Source organism: Mycobacterium kubicae (assembly GCF_015689175.1).
GTDB lineage: Bacteria > Actinomycetota > Actinomycetes > Mycobacteriales > Mycobacteriaceae > Mycobacterium > Mycobacterium kubicae.
In genome coordinates this window covers 3863252-3879271 of the sequence record NZ_CP065047.1, presented here as the reverse complement: position 1 = coordinate 3879271, position 16020 = coordinate 3863252, and the positions used below count along the sequence as shown (strand labels likewise).

The window sequence follows — 16020 nt, the reverse complement described above, 5'->3', positions numbered from 1 at the left end:
CGCGTTTTGGGCATCAGCCCGTCGGCACTCTATGTTGGGCAGCGTGACCGAGCGGACCCTCGTATTGATCAAGCCCGACGGCGTGCAACGCCAACTGATTGGCGAGATAATCAGCCGTATCGAGCGAAAGGGCCTCACCATCGCGGCGCTGCAGCTCAGAACCGTCGATGAGGAGCTGGCCAGCCGTCATTACGCCGAACACGAAGGCAAGCCCTTCTTCGGATCACTGCTCGAATTCATCACCTCCGCCCCGGTAGTGGCCGCCATCGTGACCGGCCCGCGGGCGATCACGGCGTTTCGTCAGCTGGCCGGCGGGACCGACCCGGTGGACAAAGCCACACCCGGCACCATCCGGGGCGACTTCGGGTTGGAGACGCAGTTCAACCTGGTGCACGGCTCGGACTCACCGGAATCGGCCGAGCGGGAAATCGCGCTCTGGTTCCCAGGCGGGTAGCGCCCCGGCTGGCAATCTCGGGTGCTTCGGGCGCCGCTCGGGTCAGGGGCGACCGAGCTTGCGAACTGATGTGGGATACTGACTGCGGGTGAACGTCGTCGTACCGGCGTCGGACACTCGAATGAAGACTTAGACAAGCGCGACCATCGCCACTTCATGGATGCGACGCGGCATGTCAAGCCGGCATTCAGTACGGCACCGAGTGGGTTCGCCCTGAGCCGCTCGGAGCGAGACCATCACAAGCTCGGGAGAAAGAGACCCGGGCACATAGCGAAGCCCTCGCGTGGCCGCGTCGACACGACGCGCCCGGGGGCTTGAGGAGAATACGTGGTAGACGGTGCCCCACCATCAGACTCAGCAAATGAACCGACACAGCGACAGGACCTGCCGGACCGGCTAAGAGTCCACTCGCTGGCCCGGACGCTGGGCACCACCAGCAGACGGGTGCTCGACGCGCTGACCGCGCTCGACGGCCGGATCCGCAGCGCCCACTCCAGCGTCGACCACGTCGACGCGGTCCGGGTCCGGGATCTGCTGGCCGCCCAGCCCTCCGACTCGTCCGACGCCGACACCGCGCCCAGCCCCGCCGCGGATCCGCCGGACGAGCCGGAATCCCGGCTGATGCTCGAGACCGCGGTCGAGCGGCCGCACTACATGCCGTTGTTCGTCGCACCCCAACCCGTGACCGCGCCGGTCGACGACGACTCGGCCGACGACGATTCCGACGACGACTCCGGTGACGACCCCGGTGACGACGCAGAGGGCCAGGACGGCGACGACGACGACGAACAGGCCGACCGGCCGGCCGGCAAGCGGCGGCGTCGGGGCCGGCGCGGCCGGGGTCGCGGCCGCGGCGAGCAAGGCGGACCCGATGGCCAGTCCGAAGGCCAGGGCACGGACAACGGCGATGGTGAAAAGCGTGCCGCCGACGGTGTCGACTCTGATGCCGGCTCTGATGCCACCGATGGCCAAGATTCCGACGACTCCGACGACTCGGACGACTCCGACGACACTGGCGACGACGAGAACGGTTCAGCCGACGCCGGCAGCCGACGCCGTCGCCGTCGGCGGCGGCGGAAAACGGGCTCCGCTGACGACAACGAGGACGGTCCGGCGCCGGATGACCCGCCTAACACCGTCGTGCACGAGCGGCCCCCACGCAACGGCAAATCCGGAGGCGGTGACGACTCCGGGGGCAACGAGATCAAGGGCATCGACGGCTCGACTCGTCTGGAGGCCAAACGACAGCGTCGCCGCGACGGGCGTGACGCCGGCCGGCGCCGCCCGCCGGTACTGACCGAAGCCGAATTCCTCGCGCGCCGCGAGGCCGTCGAACGGGTCATGGTGGTGCGCGACCGGGTCCGCACCGAGCCGCCGCACCCGGGTGCGCGCTACACCCAGATAGCGGTCCTGGAAGACGGCATCGTCGTCGAACACTTCGTCACCTCGGCAGCCTCGGCCTCGCTGGTCGGCAACATCTACCTGGGCATCGTCCAAAATGTGTTGCCGTCCATGGAAGCGGCATTCGTCGACATCGGTCGCGGCCGCAACGGTGTCCTGTACGCCGGCGAAGTCAACTGGGAGGCCGCCGGACTCGGCGGTACCGACCGCAAGATCGAACAAGCCCTCAAACCCGGCGACTACGTCGTCGTGCAGGTCAGCAAGGACCCGGTCGGGCACAAGGGCGCCCGGCTGACCACGCAGGTCTCGCTGGCCGGTCGCTACCTGGTCTATGTGCCCGGCGCGTCGTCCACCGGCATCAGCCGCAAGCTGCCCGACACCGAACGCCAGCGGCTCAAAGAGATCCTGCGTGAGGTGGTGCCGTCGGACGCCGGCGTCATCATCCGCACGGCGTCCGAAGGCGTCAAAGAGGACGACATCCGCGGTGACGTCACGCGGCTACAGGAACGCTGGAAGCAGATCGAGGCCAAGGCGGCCGAAATCAAGCAGAAGGCAGCAGGCGCCGCGGTGGCGCTCTACGAAGAGCCCGATGTGCTGGTCAAGGTCATCCGCGACCTGTTCAACGAGGACTTCGCCGGTCTGGTGGTGTCCGGCGACGAGGCGTGGACGACGATCAATGACTACGTGAATTCTGTTGCGCCGGACCTTGTTTCGAAGCTGACGAAGTACGAGCCTGCGGTCGGGCCGGAAGGACAGACCGGGCCGGACGTGTTCGCGGTGCACCGCATCGACGAGCAACTCGCCAAGGCGATGGACCGGAAAGTGTGGCTGCCGTCGGGCGGCACGCTGGTGATCGACCGCACCGAGGCCATGACGGTCATCGACGTCAACACCGGGAAGTTCACCGGCGCCGGCGGCAATCTGGAGCAGACGGTCACCAAGAACAACCTCGAGGCGGCCGAGGAGATCGTGCGTCAGCTGCGGCTGCGTGACATCGGCGGCATCGTGGTCATCGACTTCATCGACATGGTGCTCGAATCCAACCGCGACCTGGTGTTGCGCCGGCTCACCGAGGCGCTGGCCCGGGACCGCACCCGCCACCAGGTCTCCGAGGTGACGTCGCTGGGCTTGGTGCAGCTGACCCGCAAGCGGTTGGGCACCGGATTGATCGAGGCGTTCTCCTCCTCCTGCCCGAACTGCGGGGGCCGCGGCATCCTGCTGCACGCCGACCCGGTTGATTCGGCGCCGTCGACCGGTCGCAAGTCCGAGACCGGCAATCGCCGCAACCGGCGGTCGAAGAAGAACCGCGCCGAAGAACCCGCTGACAAGGGCGTGGTCGCCAAGGTCCCGGCGCACGCTCCGGGCGAACATCCGATGTTCAAGGCGATGGCCGCCGCGGCCGATCGGGATGACGACGAGGAATCCGGTGACTCCGACGAGGAACTCACCGCCGAGACCGACGAGCAGACCCAACCGCGGGCCGCGGCCGACCTCGAGGACACCGAAGACAGCGACTTCGACGACACCGAGGACAGCGAAGACGACTCGGACGACGACACCGACGAAGACGAAGACGACGACGCCGACGAACTCGACGACGAGGACGAGGACCTCGACGAACTCGAAGACGAGGACATCGACGACGACGACGAGGACGACGACGCCGACGACGACGAAGACGCAGAGGACGAGGACGACATCGACGAACTCGACTCCGTCTCCGACGCCGAAGACGACGACTCGCAGTCCGACGACGCAAGCGACCACGCACACGCCGACGACCAAGGCGCCGACGAAGACACCGACGCGGGGCAGGAACCGCTCGCTTCGGCGGTGCCCGTCAGCTCGGCCGGCGGCCGTCCGCGGCGCCGACGCGCGGCGGGCCGCCCCGCGGGGCCGCCGATCCACCCGGACTAACCCCCAGTTGTGGGCCGGTTTGACCCTGTAGCCGCTGGTCAAGTACCCTTGGACAGTTGTCGTCAGGCCGCCCAGTTCGGCCGGCGTCAGCGGGTTTCAGCCAAAGAACCAGCTCAGGCCCGCGCCCAAGACCCACCACCGCACCGCGGGAGTTCGCGCGCCACGCGCCGAACAGCGGCCCAGAAGAGTTAGGCAGGAGCAACGATGGCGACCTACGCAATCGTCAAGACCGGCGGCAAGCAGTACAAGGTCGCCGTCGGAGACGTGGTCAAGGTCGAGAAGCTCGAGTCCGAGCCCGGTGCGCAGGTGTCCCTGCCGGTGGCGCTGGTAGTCGACGGCGCCAACGTCACCACCGACGCCGCTGCCCTGGCCAACGTCGCGGTGACCGGCGAGATCCTCGAGCACACCAAGGGTCCCAAGATCCGTATCCACAAGTTCAAGAACAAGACCGGCTACCACAAGCGGCAGGGCCACCGTCAGCAGCTGACGGTCCTGAGGGTCACTGACATCGCGTGACGAGCCGGCCGGCGAAGAACAGACACCACTGAGCGGAGACCAGAGACATGGCACACAAAAAGGGCGCTTCCAGCTCGCGTAACGGCCGCGACTCCGCCGCACAGCGGCTGGGCGTCAAGCGGTTCGGCGGCCAGATCGTCAAAGCCGGCGAAATCCTCGTCCGGCAGCGCGGCACCAAGTTCCACCCCGGCGTGAACGTCGGGCGCGGCGGCGACGACACGCTGTTCGCGAAGGCTTCCGGTGCGGTCGAGTTCGGCATCAAGCGAGGACGTAAGACCGTCAGCATCGTCGGACCCAGCGCCGACTGAGCGTCGCCATACGGCCGGCGCTGGACATTCGGCCGTAGGTGAAGGGGAACTCTGATGCCTCGATTCGTTGATCGGGTCGTCATTCACACCCGGGCGGGTTCGGGCGGAAACGGCTGCGCTTCGGTCCACCGCGAGAAGTTCAAGCCGCTGGGCGGCCCGGACGGCGGTAACGGTGGCCGCGGCGGCAGCGTCATCTTCGTCGTCGACCCGCAGGTGCACACCCTGCTTGACTTTCACTTCCGTCCGCACATCACCGCGCCGTCCGGCAAGCAGGGGATGGGCAGCAACCGCGACGGCGCCGCCGGTGCCGACCTGGAAGTCAAGGTGCCCGACGGCACCGTGGTGCTGGACGAGAACGGCCGGATCCTCGCCGACCTGGTCGGCGCGGGAACCCGCTTCGAAGCCGCCGCGGGGGGCCGCGGCGGGCTGGGCAACGCCGCCCTGGCCTCACGCGCCCGCAAAGCCCCCGGATTCGCCCTGCTGGGCGAGCAAGGTGAAGCGCGCGACCTAACCCTGGAACTCAAGACCGTCGCCGACGTCGGACTGATCGGCTTCCCGTCGGCCGGCAAGTCGTCGCTGGTCTCGGTGATTTCCGCGGCCAAGCCGAAGATCGCCGACTACCCGTTCACCACGCTGGCGCCCAACCTCGGGGTGGTGTCGGCGGGCGAGCATTCCTTCACGGTTGCCGATGTGCCCGGCCTCATCCCGGGCGCGTCCCAGGGCCGCGGTCTGGGCCTGGACTTCCTGCGGCACATCGAACGCTGCGCGGTTCTGGTGCACGTCGTGGACTGCGCCACCAACGACCCGGGCCGCGACCCGATCTCTGACATCGACGCCCTGGAAGCAGAGCTGGCTGCCTACACGCCGACCCTGCAAGGGGATGCGGCCCTGGTCGACCTCGCCGAGCGCCCGCGCGCGGTGGTACTCAACAAGATCGACGTGCCCGAGGCCCGCGAGTTGGCCGAGTTCGTGCAAGACGAGATCGCACAGCGCGGCTGGCCCGTCTTCATCGTCTCCACAGTCACCCGGGAAAATCTGCAGCCGTTGATCTTCGGGCTGTGGCAGATGATCACGGAATACCGCGCTACGCAGCCGCAAGTGGTGGCGCGCCGGCCGGTGATCCGCCCGATCCCGGTCGATGACAGCGGCTTCACGGTCGAGTCCGATGGGCACGGTGGTTTCGTGGTCAGCGGCGCACGACCCGAGCGCTGGGTGGGCCAGACCGACTTCGACAACGACGAGGCCGTCGGCTACCTCGCGGATCGGCTGGCCCGGCTGGGCGTCGAGGACGAACTGCTGCGGCTGGGCGCTCGACCCGGTTGCGCGGTGACCATCGGCGACATGACGTTCGACTGGGAACCGCAGACCCCTGCGGGCGCTCATGTCGCAATGTCAGGCCGGGGCACCGATGCCCGCCTGGAGCGCACCGATCGAATCGGCGCCGCCGAGCGCAAAGCCGCCCGCCGTCAACGCCGGTCCCACAACATCGGTCCGACCACAGAAAATCCTGATGACCAGCCCGCACCGTGAGGCGGTCCGGACCGCGCGCAGCTTGGTGGTCAAGGTAGGGACCACGGCGCTGACCACCCCGGCGGGCATGTTCGACGTCAACCGGCTGGCCGAGCTCGCCGAGGCCATCGAGGCACGGATGAAGGCTGGCTCCGACGTGGTCATCGTGTCCTCCGGTGCTATCGCCGCCGGTCTCGAACCGCTCGGATTGTCCCGCCGCCCAAAGGATCTGGCGACCAAGCAGGCGGCGGCCAGTGTGGGTCAAGTCGCTCTGGTGAATTCGTGGAGCGCGGCGTTCGCCCGATACGGCCGCACGGTAGGGCAGGTGTTGTTGACCGCGCACGATATCTCGATGCGGGTGCAGCACAACAACGCCCAGCGGACCCTGGACCGGCTGCGGTCCTTGCACGCGGTGGCGATCGTCAACGAGAACGATACGGTGGCCACCAACGAAATTCGGTTCGGCGACAACGACCGGCTCTCGGCGCTGGTGGCCCACCTGGTGGGCGCCGACGCCTTGGTGCTGTTGTCCGATATCGACGGGCTCTACAACGCCGACCCGCGCAAGACTCCTGGGGCGCGATTCATCCCGGAGGTGTCCGGGCCGGCCGATCTGGACGGCGTGATCGCAGGAGCCGGTAGCCATCTAGGCACCGGCGGGATGGCGTCGAAGATGTCGTCGGCGTTGCTGGCCGCCGACGCCGGAGTGCCGGTGCTGCTGGCCCCGGCGACCAATGCCGCGTCCGCGCTCACCGACGCGTCGGTGGGCACGGTGTTCGCCGCTCGGCCCGAGCGGATGTCGGCACGCCGGTTCTGGGTGCGTTATGCCGCCGAATCCGCCGGCTCTCTGACGCTGGACGACGGCGCGGTGCGCGCCGTGCTGCGCCAACGCCGATCCCTGCTGCCCGCGGGAATCACCGCTGTCTCCGGCCGCTTCTTCGGCGGCGACGTGGTCGAATTGGTCGGGCCGGACACGGCAGTGGTCGCCCGCGGCGTCGTCGCCTACGACGCGAACGAGCTGGCGGCCATCATGGGCCGGTCCACCTCCGAGTTGCCCGGGGAGCTGCGCCGGCCTGCCGTGCACGCCGACGACCTGGTGGCCGTGTAGCGGCTCACTGAGCGGATGCGGGCTTGAGATACAAAGCGCCCCAGACGATTTCGGTGAGCGAGGTGGCCAGCTCCGCGTCATACTCGGGCGGATTCGCAGGCAGGTTCTGCTGGCAGGCCCGCTCCACCATCCACGTCAGCGCGCTGGCCATGGTGGCCGCAGGCAGATGGCGGCGGATCGACCCGTCGGCCTGCCCGTCCTCGATGACCTTGGTCAACCGCTCTGACACCGCCGTCAACAGCTGTCCATAGGTCTCGGTGGTGACCGGGTCGTAGGCGGCCATCTCGTTGAGCGCGACCAGCACCGGTTGATGACGGCGATAGCTGGCGATGATGGCCGACATCGCGGCTCGGAGATCCTCTGGATCGTGTCGCCAGGCCACCCCCCACCACCGTTGCGCACCGGAGGTCAGATCGCCGAAAACCTGGCCGGCGAGACGGCGCAGCAGGTCGCCCTTGTCTTCGAAATAGATGTAGAAACTGGCGCGCGAAATACCGGCCTCGGTCGCCAACCGGTCCACGCTCAACTCGGTGAAGCTGGCGCCGTCGCGCATCAGCCGCTCGGTGGCTTCCAACAGCCGGCGTTCCATCTGCTCCCGGCGCAGCTGGCGGTTGGCTTGGGGCTTGCGGGTGACCGACGGCATCGCACCTCCTTGCGTGCAGCAGCATACTCGACCAGTCAACGTATTGACTAGACACGCTGTCTAGTCATAGGGTCGTGCTGCGTGACCGAGGTCATAGTCGAGGGAGGACCGCCGCGATGACAACGATGTATCCCACCGCCCGTCCATATGACGCGGTCGACGTGTCCTCGAGCGCGTTCTGGTCCACGACCGCTGCCGAACGGGACCGCTCGTTTGCGATCCTGCGCGCCGAGCGGCCGGTCAGCTGGCAGCCTCCGGTCGAGGACAATCTCATGCACGACCCCGACGATCCCGGCTACTGGGCGGTCACCCGGCGCGAGGACATCGTCGCGGTCAGCCGCAACAGCGATGTGTTCCTCTCCGGCAAGGGCGTCATGTTCGCCAACGTTCCCGAGGAGTTGCTCGAGGCGTCACAGTCGTTCCTGGCGATGGACCCGCCACGGCACACCAAGCTGCGCAAATTGGCCCACGCCGCCTTTACGCCCAGACAGGTTCGCCGCATCGAGGAGTCGATTCAGAGCAACGCCAAAAGCATCGTCGAAGAGCTGCGCGATGCCGGCAGCGGCGCCGACTTCGTCGAGCACTGCGCCAAGGAACTGCCCATCCGCACGCTGTCGGACATGGTGGGGATTCCCGAGTCGGAGCGTCAGCGGGTAGCAGAGGCCGCCGACGCGCTGGTGTCCTGGGCCGACTCCATCTACCTCAACGGGCGCAATCCGCTCGAGGTGCTGCTGGAAAACCAGATCTACCTGCACCAGGTGGCCGGATCGCTGGCCGCGCAGCGGCGGCAAAACCCAGGCGAGGACCTGTTCAGCAGCCTGGTGACCGCCGAGGTCGACGGTGATCGCTTGTCGGATGCGGAAGTGGCAGCTTTCTTCGTCCTGCTTGCGGTGGCCGGCAACGACACCACTCGCCAGACGGCCAGTCATGCACTCAAGGCGCTCACCGACTTCCCGCGTGAACGGGAGTGGTTGCGAGCGGCCTTCGACGAGCGCATCGGCACCGCCGTGGAAGAGTTCGTGCGGTGGGCCACCCCCGTCATGACCTTTCGACGCACCGCCGCAACGGATTTCGAGCTAGGCGGCCAGGCCATCCAAGCGGGGGAGAAGGTCGTGATGTTCTATGCCTCCGGCAACCGCGACGAGCAGGCATTCGACCACCCGGAGCGGTTGGATCTGGGTCGCAGCCCCAATCCGCACGTCGGGTTCGGCGGCGGCGGACTGCACTTCTGCCTGGGCGCCCATGTGGCACGTGCACAATTGCGGGCCCTTTTCGGTGAACTGCTGCACCAGATTCCGACGATCGAAGCCGGCGACCCGGCCTACGTCCCGGGCAACTTCATCCACGCCATCCGCCGCATGCCCTGCACTTTTTGAATCCTCAGGGCCAGAAGCGTACGGTCGCGCAGAGATTGTGGTGCTGTGCTTTTCGATGTGTCTGTCGGCCGCTTCGAGCCGTTCATCGGCGCATTTGGATTCCTTCAAGAATTCGATGAGGATCCGCACAGTCGCCTCCGAAAAGGTTGTCGCATCAGCAGAACTGGCCCCGGCCAGACCGCCACGAAGCGAAACACGGAGAACACACCATGTGGGCATTGACCACATCACACGGCATGCGGGTGGACGGCATCCGCAGTGAGCACGACGGCCGACTGGCCATTCACATGCTCGGCATCCCCCGGACCATCGGCCCCTACTCATGGCAGGTGGTCGACAACCAGGGGCGGCATTTCGTCGCCGAATTGCGAAGCACCCGGCCCAACGGCTGACGGGCGTCGCTACGGCACAGATGTCCGGCCGGTTACGCCCGTCAGTTCCGCGGCCAACAGCGTCAGCATCTCCGAGCAGCCGGCGTCCACCTTGACGGTGGCCAGATCGTCGCCACGGGTGGGGCCCCGGTTGATGATGGCGATCGGCAGGTGCAGGCCCGCGGCGTGCCGCACGAACCGGTAGCCGGAGAAGACGGTCAGCGACGATCCCGCGACCAGCAGCGCGTCGGCCTGCTCCACCAGTGAGAAAGCCTGTGCCACGCGATCTTTGGGCACGCTTTCGCCGAAGTAGACGATGTCGGGCTTGAGCATGCCGCCACACGCCGGGCAGTCGGCGTACCGGAACGAGGTGGTATCGCCGACGACCGCGTCGGCGTCCGGTGCGACCGCTAATCCGCCGACGGCCTCAGCGCGCTCGATGAAACCCGGGTTGAGCAATTCCAGTTGGTCGGCCAAGGCGGCGCGACTGGTGGTGTAACCACAGTTCAGACACGCCACTTGCGCGTAGGTGCCGTGCAGGTTGACCACGTTGTGGCTGCCGGCCTTGGTGTGCAGCAGGTCGACATTCTGGGTGATCAGCCCGCTGACCACCCCGGCCGCCTCCAGCACCGCCAACGCCCGGTGACCGGCATTGGGCTGGGTGTCATCCATGTGCCGCCAGCCGACGTGGTTGCGCGCCCAGTACCGCTGGCGAAAGACCGGGTCGGCCGTGAACTGCCGAATCGTCATGGGATTGCTGGGCGGCGAGTCAGGTCCGCGGTAATCGGGTATGCCCGAATCTGTGGAAATTCCCGCACCCGTCAATACGGCGACCCGGCGACCGGTGAGCAGTGCGACGAGTTCGGGGGATTCCACTTAACCGAGCGTAGGCATTTGTTGACACCCCGTCACCCGACCCCGGTCCGGGCAACCCGACAATGGAGTGCGATGAGTTTCTATTCCGCTTACCAACATGGCTTCGTGCGCGTGGCGGCGTGCACGCACACCACCACGATCGCCGACCCGGCGGCCAACGCGGCCTCGGTGCTGGGGTTGGCGCGCGAATGTCACGACGAGGCCGTCGCGCTGGCGGTGTTTCCCGAGCTGACGCTGTCGGGCTACTCCATCGAGGACATCCTGCTGCAAGACAGCCTGCTCGACGCCGTCGAGGAGGCGATTGCCGACCTGGCCACCGAGTCCGCCGACCTGCTACCCATCCTGGTCGTCGGCGCCCCGTTGCGGCACCGGAACCGTATCTACAACACCGCCGTGGTCATTCACCGCGGTGTGGTGCTGGGTGTGGTGCCCAAGTCCTACCTGCCGACGTATCGCGAGTTCTACGAGCGTCGCCAGATCGCGCCGGGCGACGAGGAGCGCGGCACCATCCGCATCGGTGACATCGAGGCGCCGTTCGGTCCCGACTTGTTGTTCGGCGCGTCGGACATACCGGGCTTTGTGCTGCACGTCGAAATCTGCGAGGACATGTTCGTCCCGGTGCCGCCGAGCGCGCAGGCTGCCCTGGCCGGTGCGACGGTGCTGGCCAACCTGTCCGGCAGCCCGATCACCATCGGTCGGGCCGAGGATCGCTGCCTGCTGGCTCGCTCGGCGTCGGCGCGGTGCCTGGCGGCCTACGTGTACGCGGCCGCCGGGGAAGGTGAGTCGACCACCGACCTGTCCTGGGATGGCCAGACGATGATCTGGGAGAACGGCGTAAAACTGGCCGACTCCGAACGCTTCCCCAAAGGGGAACGCAAGTCGGTCGCCGACGTCGACGTCGACTTGCTGCGCGCCGAGCGGCTGCGCATGGGCACCTTCGACGATAACCGCCGTCATCACCGGCTGTCGTCAGACGCATTCCGCCGCATCGAGTTCCGGCTCGATCCACCCGACGGGGACGTCGGATTGCGTCGCGAGATCGAGCGATTCCCCTTCGTCCCGGCCAACCGCGAACGGCTGGAACAGGATTGCTACGAGGCCTACCGAATCCAGGTCGCCGGGCTCGAACAGCGGATGCGCGCCTTGGACTATCCGAAGATTGTCATCGGTGTCTCCGGCGGACTGGACTCGACGCACGCATTGATCGTGGCGGCGCAGGCGATGGATCGGGAAGAGCGTCCGCGCAGCGACATCCTGGCCTTCACGCTGCCCGGGTTCGCCACCGGAGAGCACACCAAGAACAACGCGATCAGGCTCTCGCGCGCCCTCGGCGTCACCTTCGAAGAGATCGACATCCGCGAAGCCGCCAACGGGATGCTCAAGGAGATGGGCCATCCGTTTGCCCGGGGCGAGAAGGTTTACGACGTCACCTTCGAGAACGTGCAGGCCGGCCTGCGTACCGACTATCTGTTCCGGTTGGCGAACCAGCGCGGTGGCATCGTGCTGGGCACCGGTGACTTGTCGGAGTTGGCGCTGGGCTGGTCGACTTACGGTGTCGGCGACCAGATGTCGCACTACAACGTCAACGGCGGTGTGCCCAAGACACTCATCCAGCATCTGATTCGCTGGGTCATCTCCTCCGGGCAGTTCGAGGACGAGGTGACCGAGGTGCTGCAATCGGTCGTCGACACCGAGATCACTCCGGAGCTCGTTCCCGCCGGTGAGGAAGAGGAACTGCAGAGCAGCGAGGCGAAGGTCGGTCCGTATGCGCTGCAGGACTTTTCGCTGTTCCACGTGTTGCGCTTCGGATTCGGCCCGGCGAAGATCGCCTTTTTGGCCTGGCACGCCTGGAGCGACCCCGACCGTGGTAACTGGCCGCCCGGTTTCCCCGAGGGCAATCGTCCGTCCTACTCACTGCCAGAGATCCGGCATTGGCTGCAAGTCTTCGTGCAGCGGTTCTACTCGTTCAGTCAGTTCAAGCGGTCGGCATTGCCGAACGGGCCCAAGGTCTCTCATGGCGGGTCGCTTTCACCGCGGGGAGATTGGCGGGCCCCGTCGGACATGTCCGCGCGGATCTGGCTCGATGAGATCGAACGCGAGATCCCCAAGGAGTAGCCGGCGGCTAGCGCTCGTAGGTACCGGTCAACACACCGCGGGCCAGCAGGTGCCCCCGCAGGTGGGCCAGTAGTCCCTTGGCGGTTGTGGTGGTGTCCGGGACCGGCTGGTCGACGGCGAACAGGTGGAATCGGTAATGGTGCTTCCCATGCCCGGGAATCGGGCGCGGTCCGGCATAGCCGTGGTGGCCCAAGTCGGCGCGCAGGAACCGTATCCCGGCCGTTCCCGGTCGCAGCGCACCCTCGGCCACGCTGCTGATGGTCGGCTCGAGCACGGCAACGGTATGCAGCAGCGGGCGGGGCAGCGGAACGTCGATGTCATCGACGATCAGGACGATCGCCCGGGTGCCTGATGGCAGGCCGTCCCACCGCAGCGGCGGTGACACGTTGTCCCCGACACCCTTACCCGCGCTGCTGGCCGGCATCACGCCGCCATCGGTGAAGGCGTCACTCGTGACCGTGATCGACTCCGGTGCCCCGAATGCGATGTCGGCCAACGGACTTCGCTGCGCGCCGGCTCGGACGCCGCGCAGGAGTCGGCCCAGCATCGCCGTCATGCGCCGGTACCCGAGCCGCGGATCGCCACGGCGGGCGAACGCAGCACATCACCCAGTTCGCTGGGTAGATAGCCCTGCTCGACCGACCGCGGGAGTACGCCGCCGCTTTCGATGATGTCGAGGATGAGGTCGGGCAGCCTGGGGACCGTCCCGCACGCGCCGGTGGTGTCATTGCGCCAGGTGCCCTCGGCCAAGTCGAATGTTCCTGTGTCGCCCTCGCCGAACACCGAGGTGGCCTGGGGAATCGTGATTGCCGGAAGCCCCGAGTTCACCGCATTGCGGAAGAACAATGAGTTGAATTCCTCGGCGACCAGGCCGGCGACACCCAGTTCGACGAACAGCGCCGCCACCGGCCGCGAGGACCCGAGGCCGAAGTTCTTTCCGGCCACGACGATATCGCCCGGGGACACTTCGTCGGTCCAGCCCGGACGGACCTGATAGAAGATGTGCTTGGCCGCCTCCGACGGTTCCATCTTCATCGCGTACGCCGGATACATGGCGTCGGTGTTCAGGCTGTCGCCGAACACCCAAACCTTGCCGCGAAACCTCAGCGACGATGCAGTCATGCCGTCACGCTCCTCGGGTCGGTGATGTAGCCGGTGATCGCGGACGCCGCGACGGTGGCCGGCGAAGCCATGAAGATTTCCGCCTCGGTGCTGCCCATCCGGCCGGTGAAGTTGCGGGTGCTGGACGTGATGCATACCTCCCCAGGACCGACCACACCCATGTGATAGCCGAAGCAGGCGCCACAAGTCGAGTTGGTGACCACGGCACCAGCGTCGGCGATGTCTTGCAGGTAGCCGCGCCGCATTGCTTCTCGATACACCGCCTGGGATGCCGGGGTCACCAGAAGCCGCACGCCCGGCGCCACAGCCTTGCCCCGCAGCACTTCCGCGGCTATCTCGAGGTCTTCGAGTTGCCCGTTGGCGCAGGAGCCGATGAAAGCTTGGTCGATCTTTTGTCTGCCCAGTTCGGTGACGGGTGATCCATTGCGGCTCACCGTGCCCGGGCGCGCGACATAGGGCGCCAGTGCCGCCAAGTCGATAGCGCGCACTTCCTGATAGTTGGCATCGGCATCCGGTGTGGCCGCGCAGTAGCCGGTAACCCCGCGCTGCCCGAGGAAGTCGGTCAAGACGTCGTCGGGCTCGAAGGTGCTGAAGTCCGCGGACACTTCGGCGCCCTGGGTGGCGATGGTCCGCCGATCGTGCATCGGGATACTGGCCAGGCCCGGTCCGCCGTACTCGAGGTTCAGGTTCGGCGCGTCACCGTATTCGTTGGCGATGTGCAGGAAGATGTCTTTGCCGCTCACCGTGTTCGGTTTGGTGCCCTGCAGCTCATAGCGCACTGTCGGTGCGACCTGAAACCAGGTCGAACCGGTGCACATGATCGAGTAGACCTCGGCGGGTCCCAGGCCCCGCGCGGCGGTGTTGTAGGCACCCGCGGCGCACGTGTGAGAGTCGGTGCAGGCCAGGATTTCTCCCGGTCGTGCCAGTCCGTTCTCGGCGATGACTTGGTGGCAGATGCCATGGCGGCCGACGTCATAGAAGCGTTCAATGCCGAAGTCGGCAACGAAGGTGCGGGCTTGCCGACCGCCGGCGGCGTCCTTGATGGTCGGTGCAGGCACGGCATGGTCCATGACGACGGCCAGCTTGCCCGGGTCATGGATGCGGGTGGGGGTAATCCACAGGGTGGCGAATTGCAGGTCGATGAGCACGGTCATGTCAACCTCGACGACGACGGTGTCGCCCGGTGACACTGCTTCCAGCCCCGCTTTGCGCGCGAAGATCTTCTCGATGATGGTCATGCCCATGATGCGTCCTTACCTGCATAGGTGCTGTCGAGTTTCAGCCAATCCGCCATTCCGACCAGGTTGAAGAAGTCGGCGGGCCTGCTGGGCAGATGAGCGGCGATATCGGTGCCGTTGAGCTCGCAAAGATGTTGCAGCATGGCCAAACTCGCCTGAGCCAACAGGTTGCCGGGGTGGATTGCGATTGCATAGCCCAAGTCCTGCAGCCGAGCCGCCGACTCGATCGGCGTCATGCCGCCGAGCACCAGGTTGATCAACAGGGGAGCGTCAACCTCAGCCGCGATGCGTTCGATCTCGGCGGCGTCCTGCGGCGCCTCGACGAATATGATGTCCGCACCCGCTTGGGCGTAGCGGTTGGCGCGCTCGATCGCCGCGTCCAGCCCCAGTGGAGCGCGCGCGTCGGTGCGCGCGACCACCAGTAGGTTTTCGTCCGGTCTGGCATCGAGTGCGGCGGCCAGCGTCTGTTCGAATACCGCCGCGTCGACCACCTGCTTGTCGGGTAGATGACCGCAGCGTTTGGGGAAGACCTGATCTTCCAGCTGTATTGCGGCCACGCCGGCAGCATCGTAGGACCGCATTGTGCGCACCACATTCATCGGCCCGCCGTACCCGGTATCGGCGTCCGCGATCAAGGGGACATCGCCGAGTGCGTCGACGAGCACCCGTGCCCGCTCGGCCATTTCGGAAGCAGTGACCAAACCGATGTCCGGCAGCCCGAACCCGGACGCCGCTACACCGGCACCGGTCATGTATGCCGCGGTCTGACCGGTTCTCTTGGTCAGATGCGCGGAGAGACCGTCGAAAACACCTGGTGCGATGACCAACTCGCGCGTGTCCAGCAAGTCCCGCAGCCGCAAGCGGGCCGGTGTGGTGGCCATGTCGTCCCTTCAAACCAGGGCGCCGGCGACCGGCGCGGACAGCAGATCCAATTCATCGTCGAAGTCATCTAGGTCGTCGAGACACAACGGGGTGATCATCGGTGTCATCACCCCTCCACGCTTGACCTCGACTTGTTATATACATATAACAACTATATCGACCGAGCGCAACTGGAGCAATGTGG

15 protein-coding genes are annotated in these 16020 nt (G+C 66.6%); 9 read left to right on the top strand and 6 right to left on the bottom strand.

Going from position 1 to position 16020, the window contains the following annotated elements; genetic code table 11:
- Positions 1-43: 43 nt before the first annotated feature.
- The 6 genes from ndk to proB all read left to right on the top strand — a co-directional run bounded on the left by ndk (position 44) and on the right by proB (position 7213).
- The gene (ndk, locus tag I2456_RS18205) at positions 44-454 is read left to right on the top strand and encodes a nucleoside-diphosphate kinase (RefSeq protein ID WP_068156309.1); all 411 of its coding nucleotides are present in this window, start codon (positions 44-46) and stop codon (positions 452-454) included.
- Positions 455-781: 327 nt separating this feature from the next.
- Positions 782-3772 carry a ribonuclease E gene (gene rne / locus I2456_RS18200; RefSeq protein ID WP_085073380.1) on the top strand — a complete coding sequence of 997 codons (2991 nt, stop codon included), beginning with the start codon at positions 782-784 and terminating at the stop codon, positions 3770-3772.
- A gap of 204 nt (positions 3773-3976) precedes the next feature.
- Positions 3977-4288, top strand: a complete 312-nt coding sequence (gene rplU, locus I2456_RS18195) for a 50S ribosomal protein L21 (protein ID WP_068156293.1) — start codon at positions 3977-3979, stop codon at positions 4286-4288.
- Positions 4289-4335: 47 nt separating this feature from the next.
- A complete protein-coding gene (gene rpmA / locus I2456_RS18190; RefSeq protein ID WP_068033552.1) occupies positions 4336-4596 on the top strand; it encodes a 50S ribosomal protein L27 in 261 nt (86 codons plus the stop codon).
- Positions 4597-4650: 54 nt separating this feature from the next.
- The gene (gene obgE / locus I2456_RS18185) at positions 4651-6126 is read left to right on the top strand and encodes a GTPase ObgE (protein ID WP_085073379.1); all 1476 of its coding nucleotides are present in this window, start codon (positions 4651-4653) and stop codon (positions 6124-6126) included.
- Positions 6107-7213, top strand: coding sequence for a glutamate 5-kinase (gene proB / locus I2456_RS18180; protein WP_085073378.1), 1107 nt, complete (start codon positions 6107-6109; stop codon positions 7211-7213). Before obgE ends, proB begins: the two co-directional genes overlap by 20 nt.
- 4 nt (positions 7214-7217) lie before the next feature.
- Here proB and I2456_RS18175 read toward each other — a convergent pair whose 3' ends face one another.
- A complete protein-coding gene (locus I2456_RS18175) occupies positions 7218-7856 on the bottom strand; it encodes a TetR/AcrR family transcriptional regulator (RefSeq protein ID WP_085073377.1) in 639 nt (212 codons plus the stop codon).
- A 116-nt stretch (positions 7857-7972) separates the two neighbouring features.
- On the opposite strand from I2456_RS18175, the gene I2456_RS18170 reads away from it, so the two are divergent.
- Both I2456_RS18170 and I2456_RS18165 read left to right on the top strand, forming a co-directional pair.
- Complete coding sequence (locus I2456_RS18170) at positions 7973-9232, top strand: cytochrome P450 (protein ID WP_085073376.1); 1260 nt, start codon at positions 7973-7975, stop codon at positions 9230-9232.
- A 218-nt stretch (positions 9233-9450) separates the two neighbouring features.
- Entirely contained in the window at positions 9451-9624 is a 174-nt protein-coding gene (locus I2456_RS18165) for a hypothetical protein (RefSeq protein WP_163703920.1), read from the top strand.
- A 9-nt stretch (positions 9625-9633) separates the two neighbouring features.
- Here I2456_RS18165 and I2456_RS18160 read toward each other — a convergent pair whose 3' ends face one another.
- Positions 9634-10479: an NAD-dependent protein deacetylase gene (locus I2456_RS18160; protein ID WP_085073375.1), complete on the bottom strand. Its 846-nt coding sequence runs from the start codon at positions 10477-10479 to the stop codon at positions 9634-9636.
- A 72-nt stretch (positions 10480-10551) separates the two neighbouring features.
- Between I2456_RS18160 and I2456_RS18155 the strand changes: the two genes are divergently transcribed.
- Positions 10552-12594: an NAD(+) synthase gene (locus tag I2456_RS18155; protein ID WP_068033538.1), complete on the top strand. Its 2043-nt coding sequence runs from the start codon at positions 10552-10554 to the stop codon at positions 12592-12594.
- Positions 12595-12601: 7 nt separating this feature from the next.
- Here I2456_RS18155 and I2456_RS18150 read toward each other — a convergent pair whose 3' ends face one another.
- Genes I2456_RS18150 through I2456_RS18135 form a run of 4 tightly spaced genes read right to left on the bottom strand, consistent with a single transcriptional unit; the run spans position 12602 to position 15835 of the window.
- The gene (locus tag I2456_RS18150; RefSeq protein ID WP_068033537.1) at positions 12602-13150 is read right to left on the bottom strand and encodes a YbhB/YbcL family Raf kinase inhibitor-like protein; all 549 of its coding nucleotides are present in this window, start codon (positions 13148-13150) and stop codon (positions 12602-12604) included.
- The gene (locus tag I2456_RS18145) at positions 13147-13716 is read right to left on the bottom strand and encodes a LeuD/DmdB family oxidoreductase small subunit (RefSeq protein ID WP_085073374.1); all 570 of its coding nucleotides are present in this window, start codon (positions 13714-13716) and stop codon (positions 13147-13149) included. Before I2456_RS18145 ends, I2456_RS18150 begins: the two co-directional genes overlap by 4 nt.
- Positions 13713-14960: a 3-isopropylmalate dehydratase large subunit gene (locus I2456_RS18140; protein WP_085073373.1), complete on the bottom strand. Its 1248-nt coding sequence runs from the start codon at positions 14958-14960 to the stop codon at positions 13713-13715. Before I2456_RS18140 ends, I2456_RS18145 begins: the two co-directional genes overlap by 4 nt.
- Positions 14951-15835, bottom strand: coding sequence for an isocitrate lyase/PEP mutase family protein (locus tag I2456_RS18135; protein WP_085073372.1), 885 nt, complete (start codon positions 15833-15835; stop codon positions 14951-14953). The genes I2456_RS18140 and I2456_RS18135 overlap by 10 nt, the downstream gene beginning before the upstream one ends.
- Positions 15836-16020 lie beyond the last annotated feature (185 nt).

What these genes read in the sequence shown, in the direction of transcription:
- obgE (WP_085073379.1), top strand. Translation starts at nt 4,651, where the DNA reads ATGCCTCGATTCGTTGATCGGGTCGTCATTCACACCCGGGCGGGTTCG.
- I2456_RS18140 (WP_085073373.1), bottom strand. Translation starts at nt 14,960, where the DNA reads ATGGGCATGACCATCATCGAGAAGATCTTCGCGCGCAAAGCGGGGCTG.
- rplU (WP_068156293.1), top strand. Translation starts at nt 3,977, where the DNA reads ATGGCGACCTACGCAATCGTCAAGACCGGCGGCAAGCAGTACAAGGTC.
- I2456_RS18145 (WP_085073374.1), bottom strand. Translation starts at nt 13,716, where the DNA reads ATGACTGCATCGTCGCTGAGGTTTCGCGGCAAGGTTTGGGTGTTCGGC.
- I2456_RS18135 (WP_085073372.1), bottom strand. Translation starts at nt 15,835, where the DNA reads ATGGCCACCACACCGGCCCGCTTGCGGCTGCGGGACTTGCTGGACACG.
- I2456_RS18150 (WP_068033537.1), bottom strand. Translation starts at nt 13,150, where the DNA reads ATGACGGCGATGCTGGGCCGACTCCTGCGCGGCGTCCGAGCCGGCGCG.
- I2456_RS18175 (WP_085073377.1), bottom strand. Translation starts at nt 7,856, where the DNA reads ATGCCGTCGGTCACCCGCAAGCCCCAAGCCAACCGCCAGCTGCGCCGG.
- rpmA (WP_068033552.1), top strand. Translation starts at nt 4,336, where the DNA reads ATGGCACACAAAAAGGGCGCTTCCAGCTCGCGTAACGGCCGCGACTCC.
- I2456_RS18170 (WP_085073376.1), top strand. Translation starts at nt 7,973, where the DNA reads ATGACAACGATGTATCCCACCGCCCGTCCATATGACGCGGTCGACGTG.
- proB (WP_085073378.1), top strand. Translation starts at nt 6,107, where the DNA reads ATGACCAGCCCGCACCGTGAGGCGGTCCGGACCGCGCGCAGCTTGGTG.
- I2456_RS18155 (WP_068033538.1), top strand. Translation starts at nt 10,552, where the DNA reads ATGAGTTTCTATTCCGCTTACCAACATGGCTTCGTGCGCGTGGCGGCG.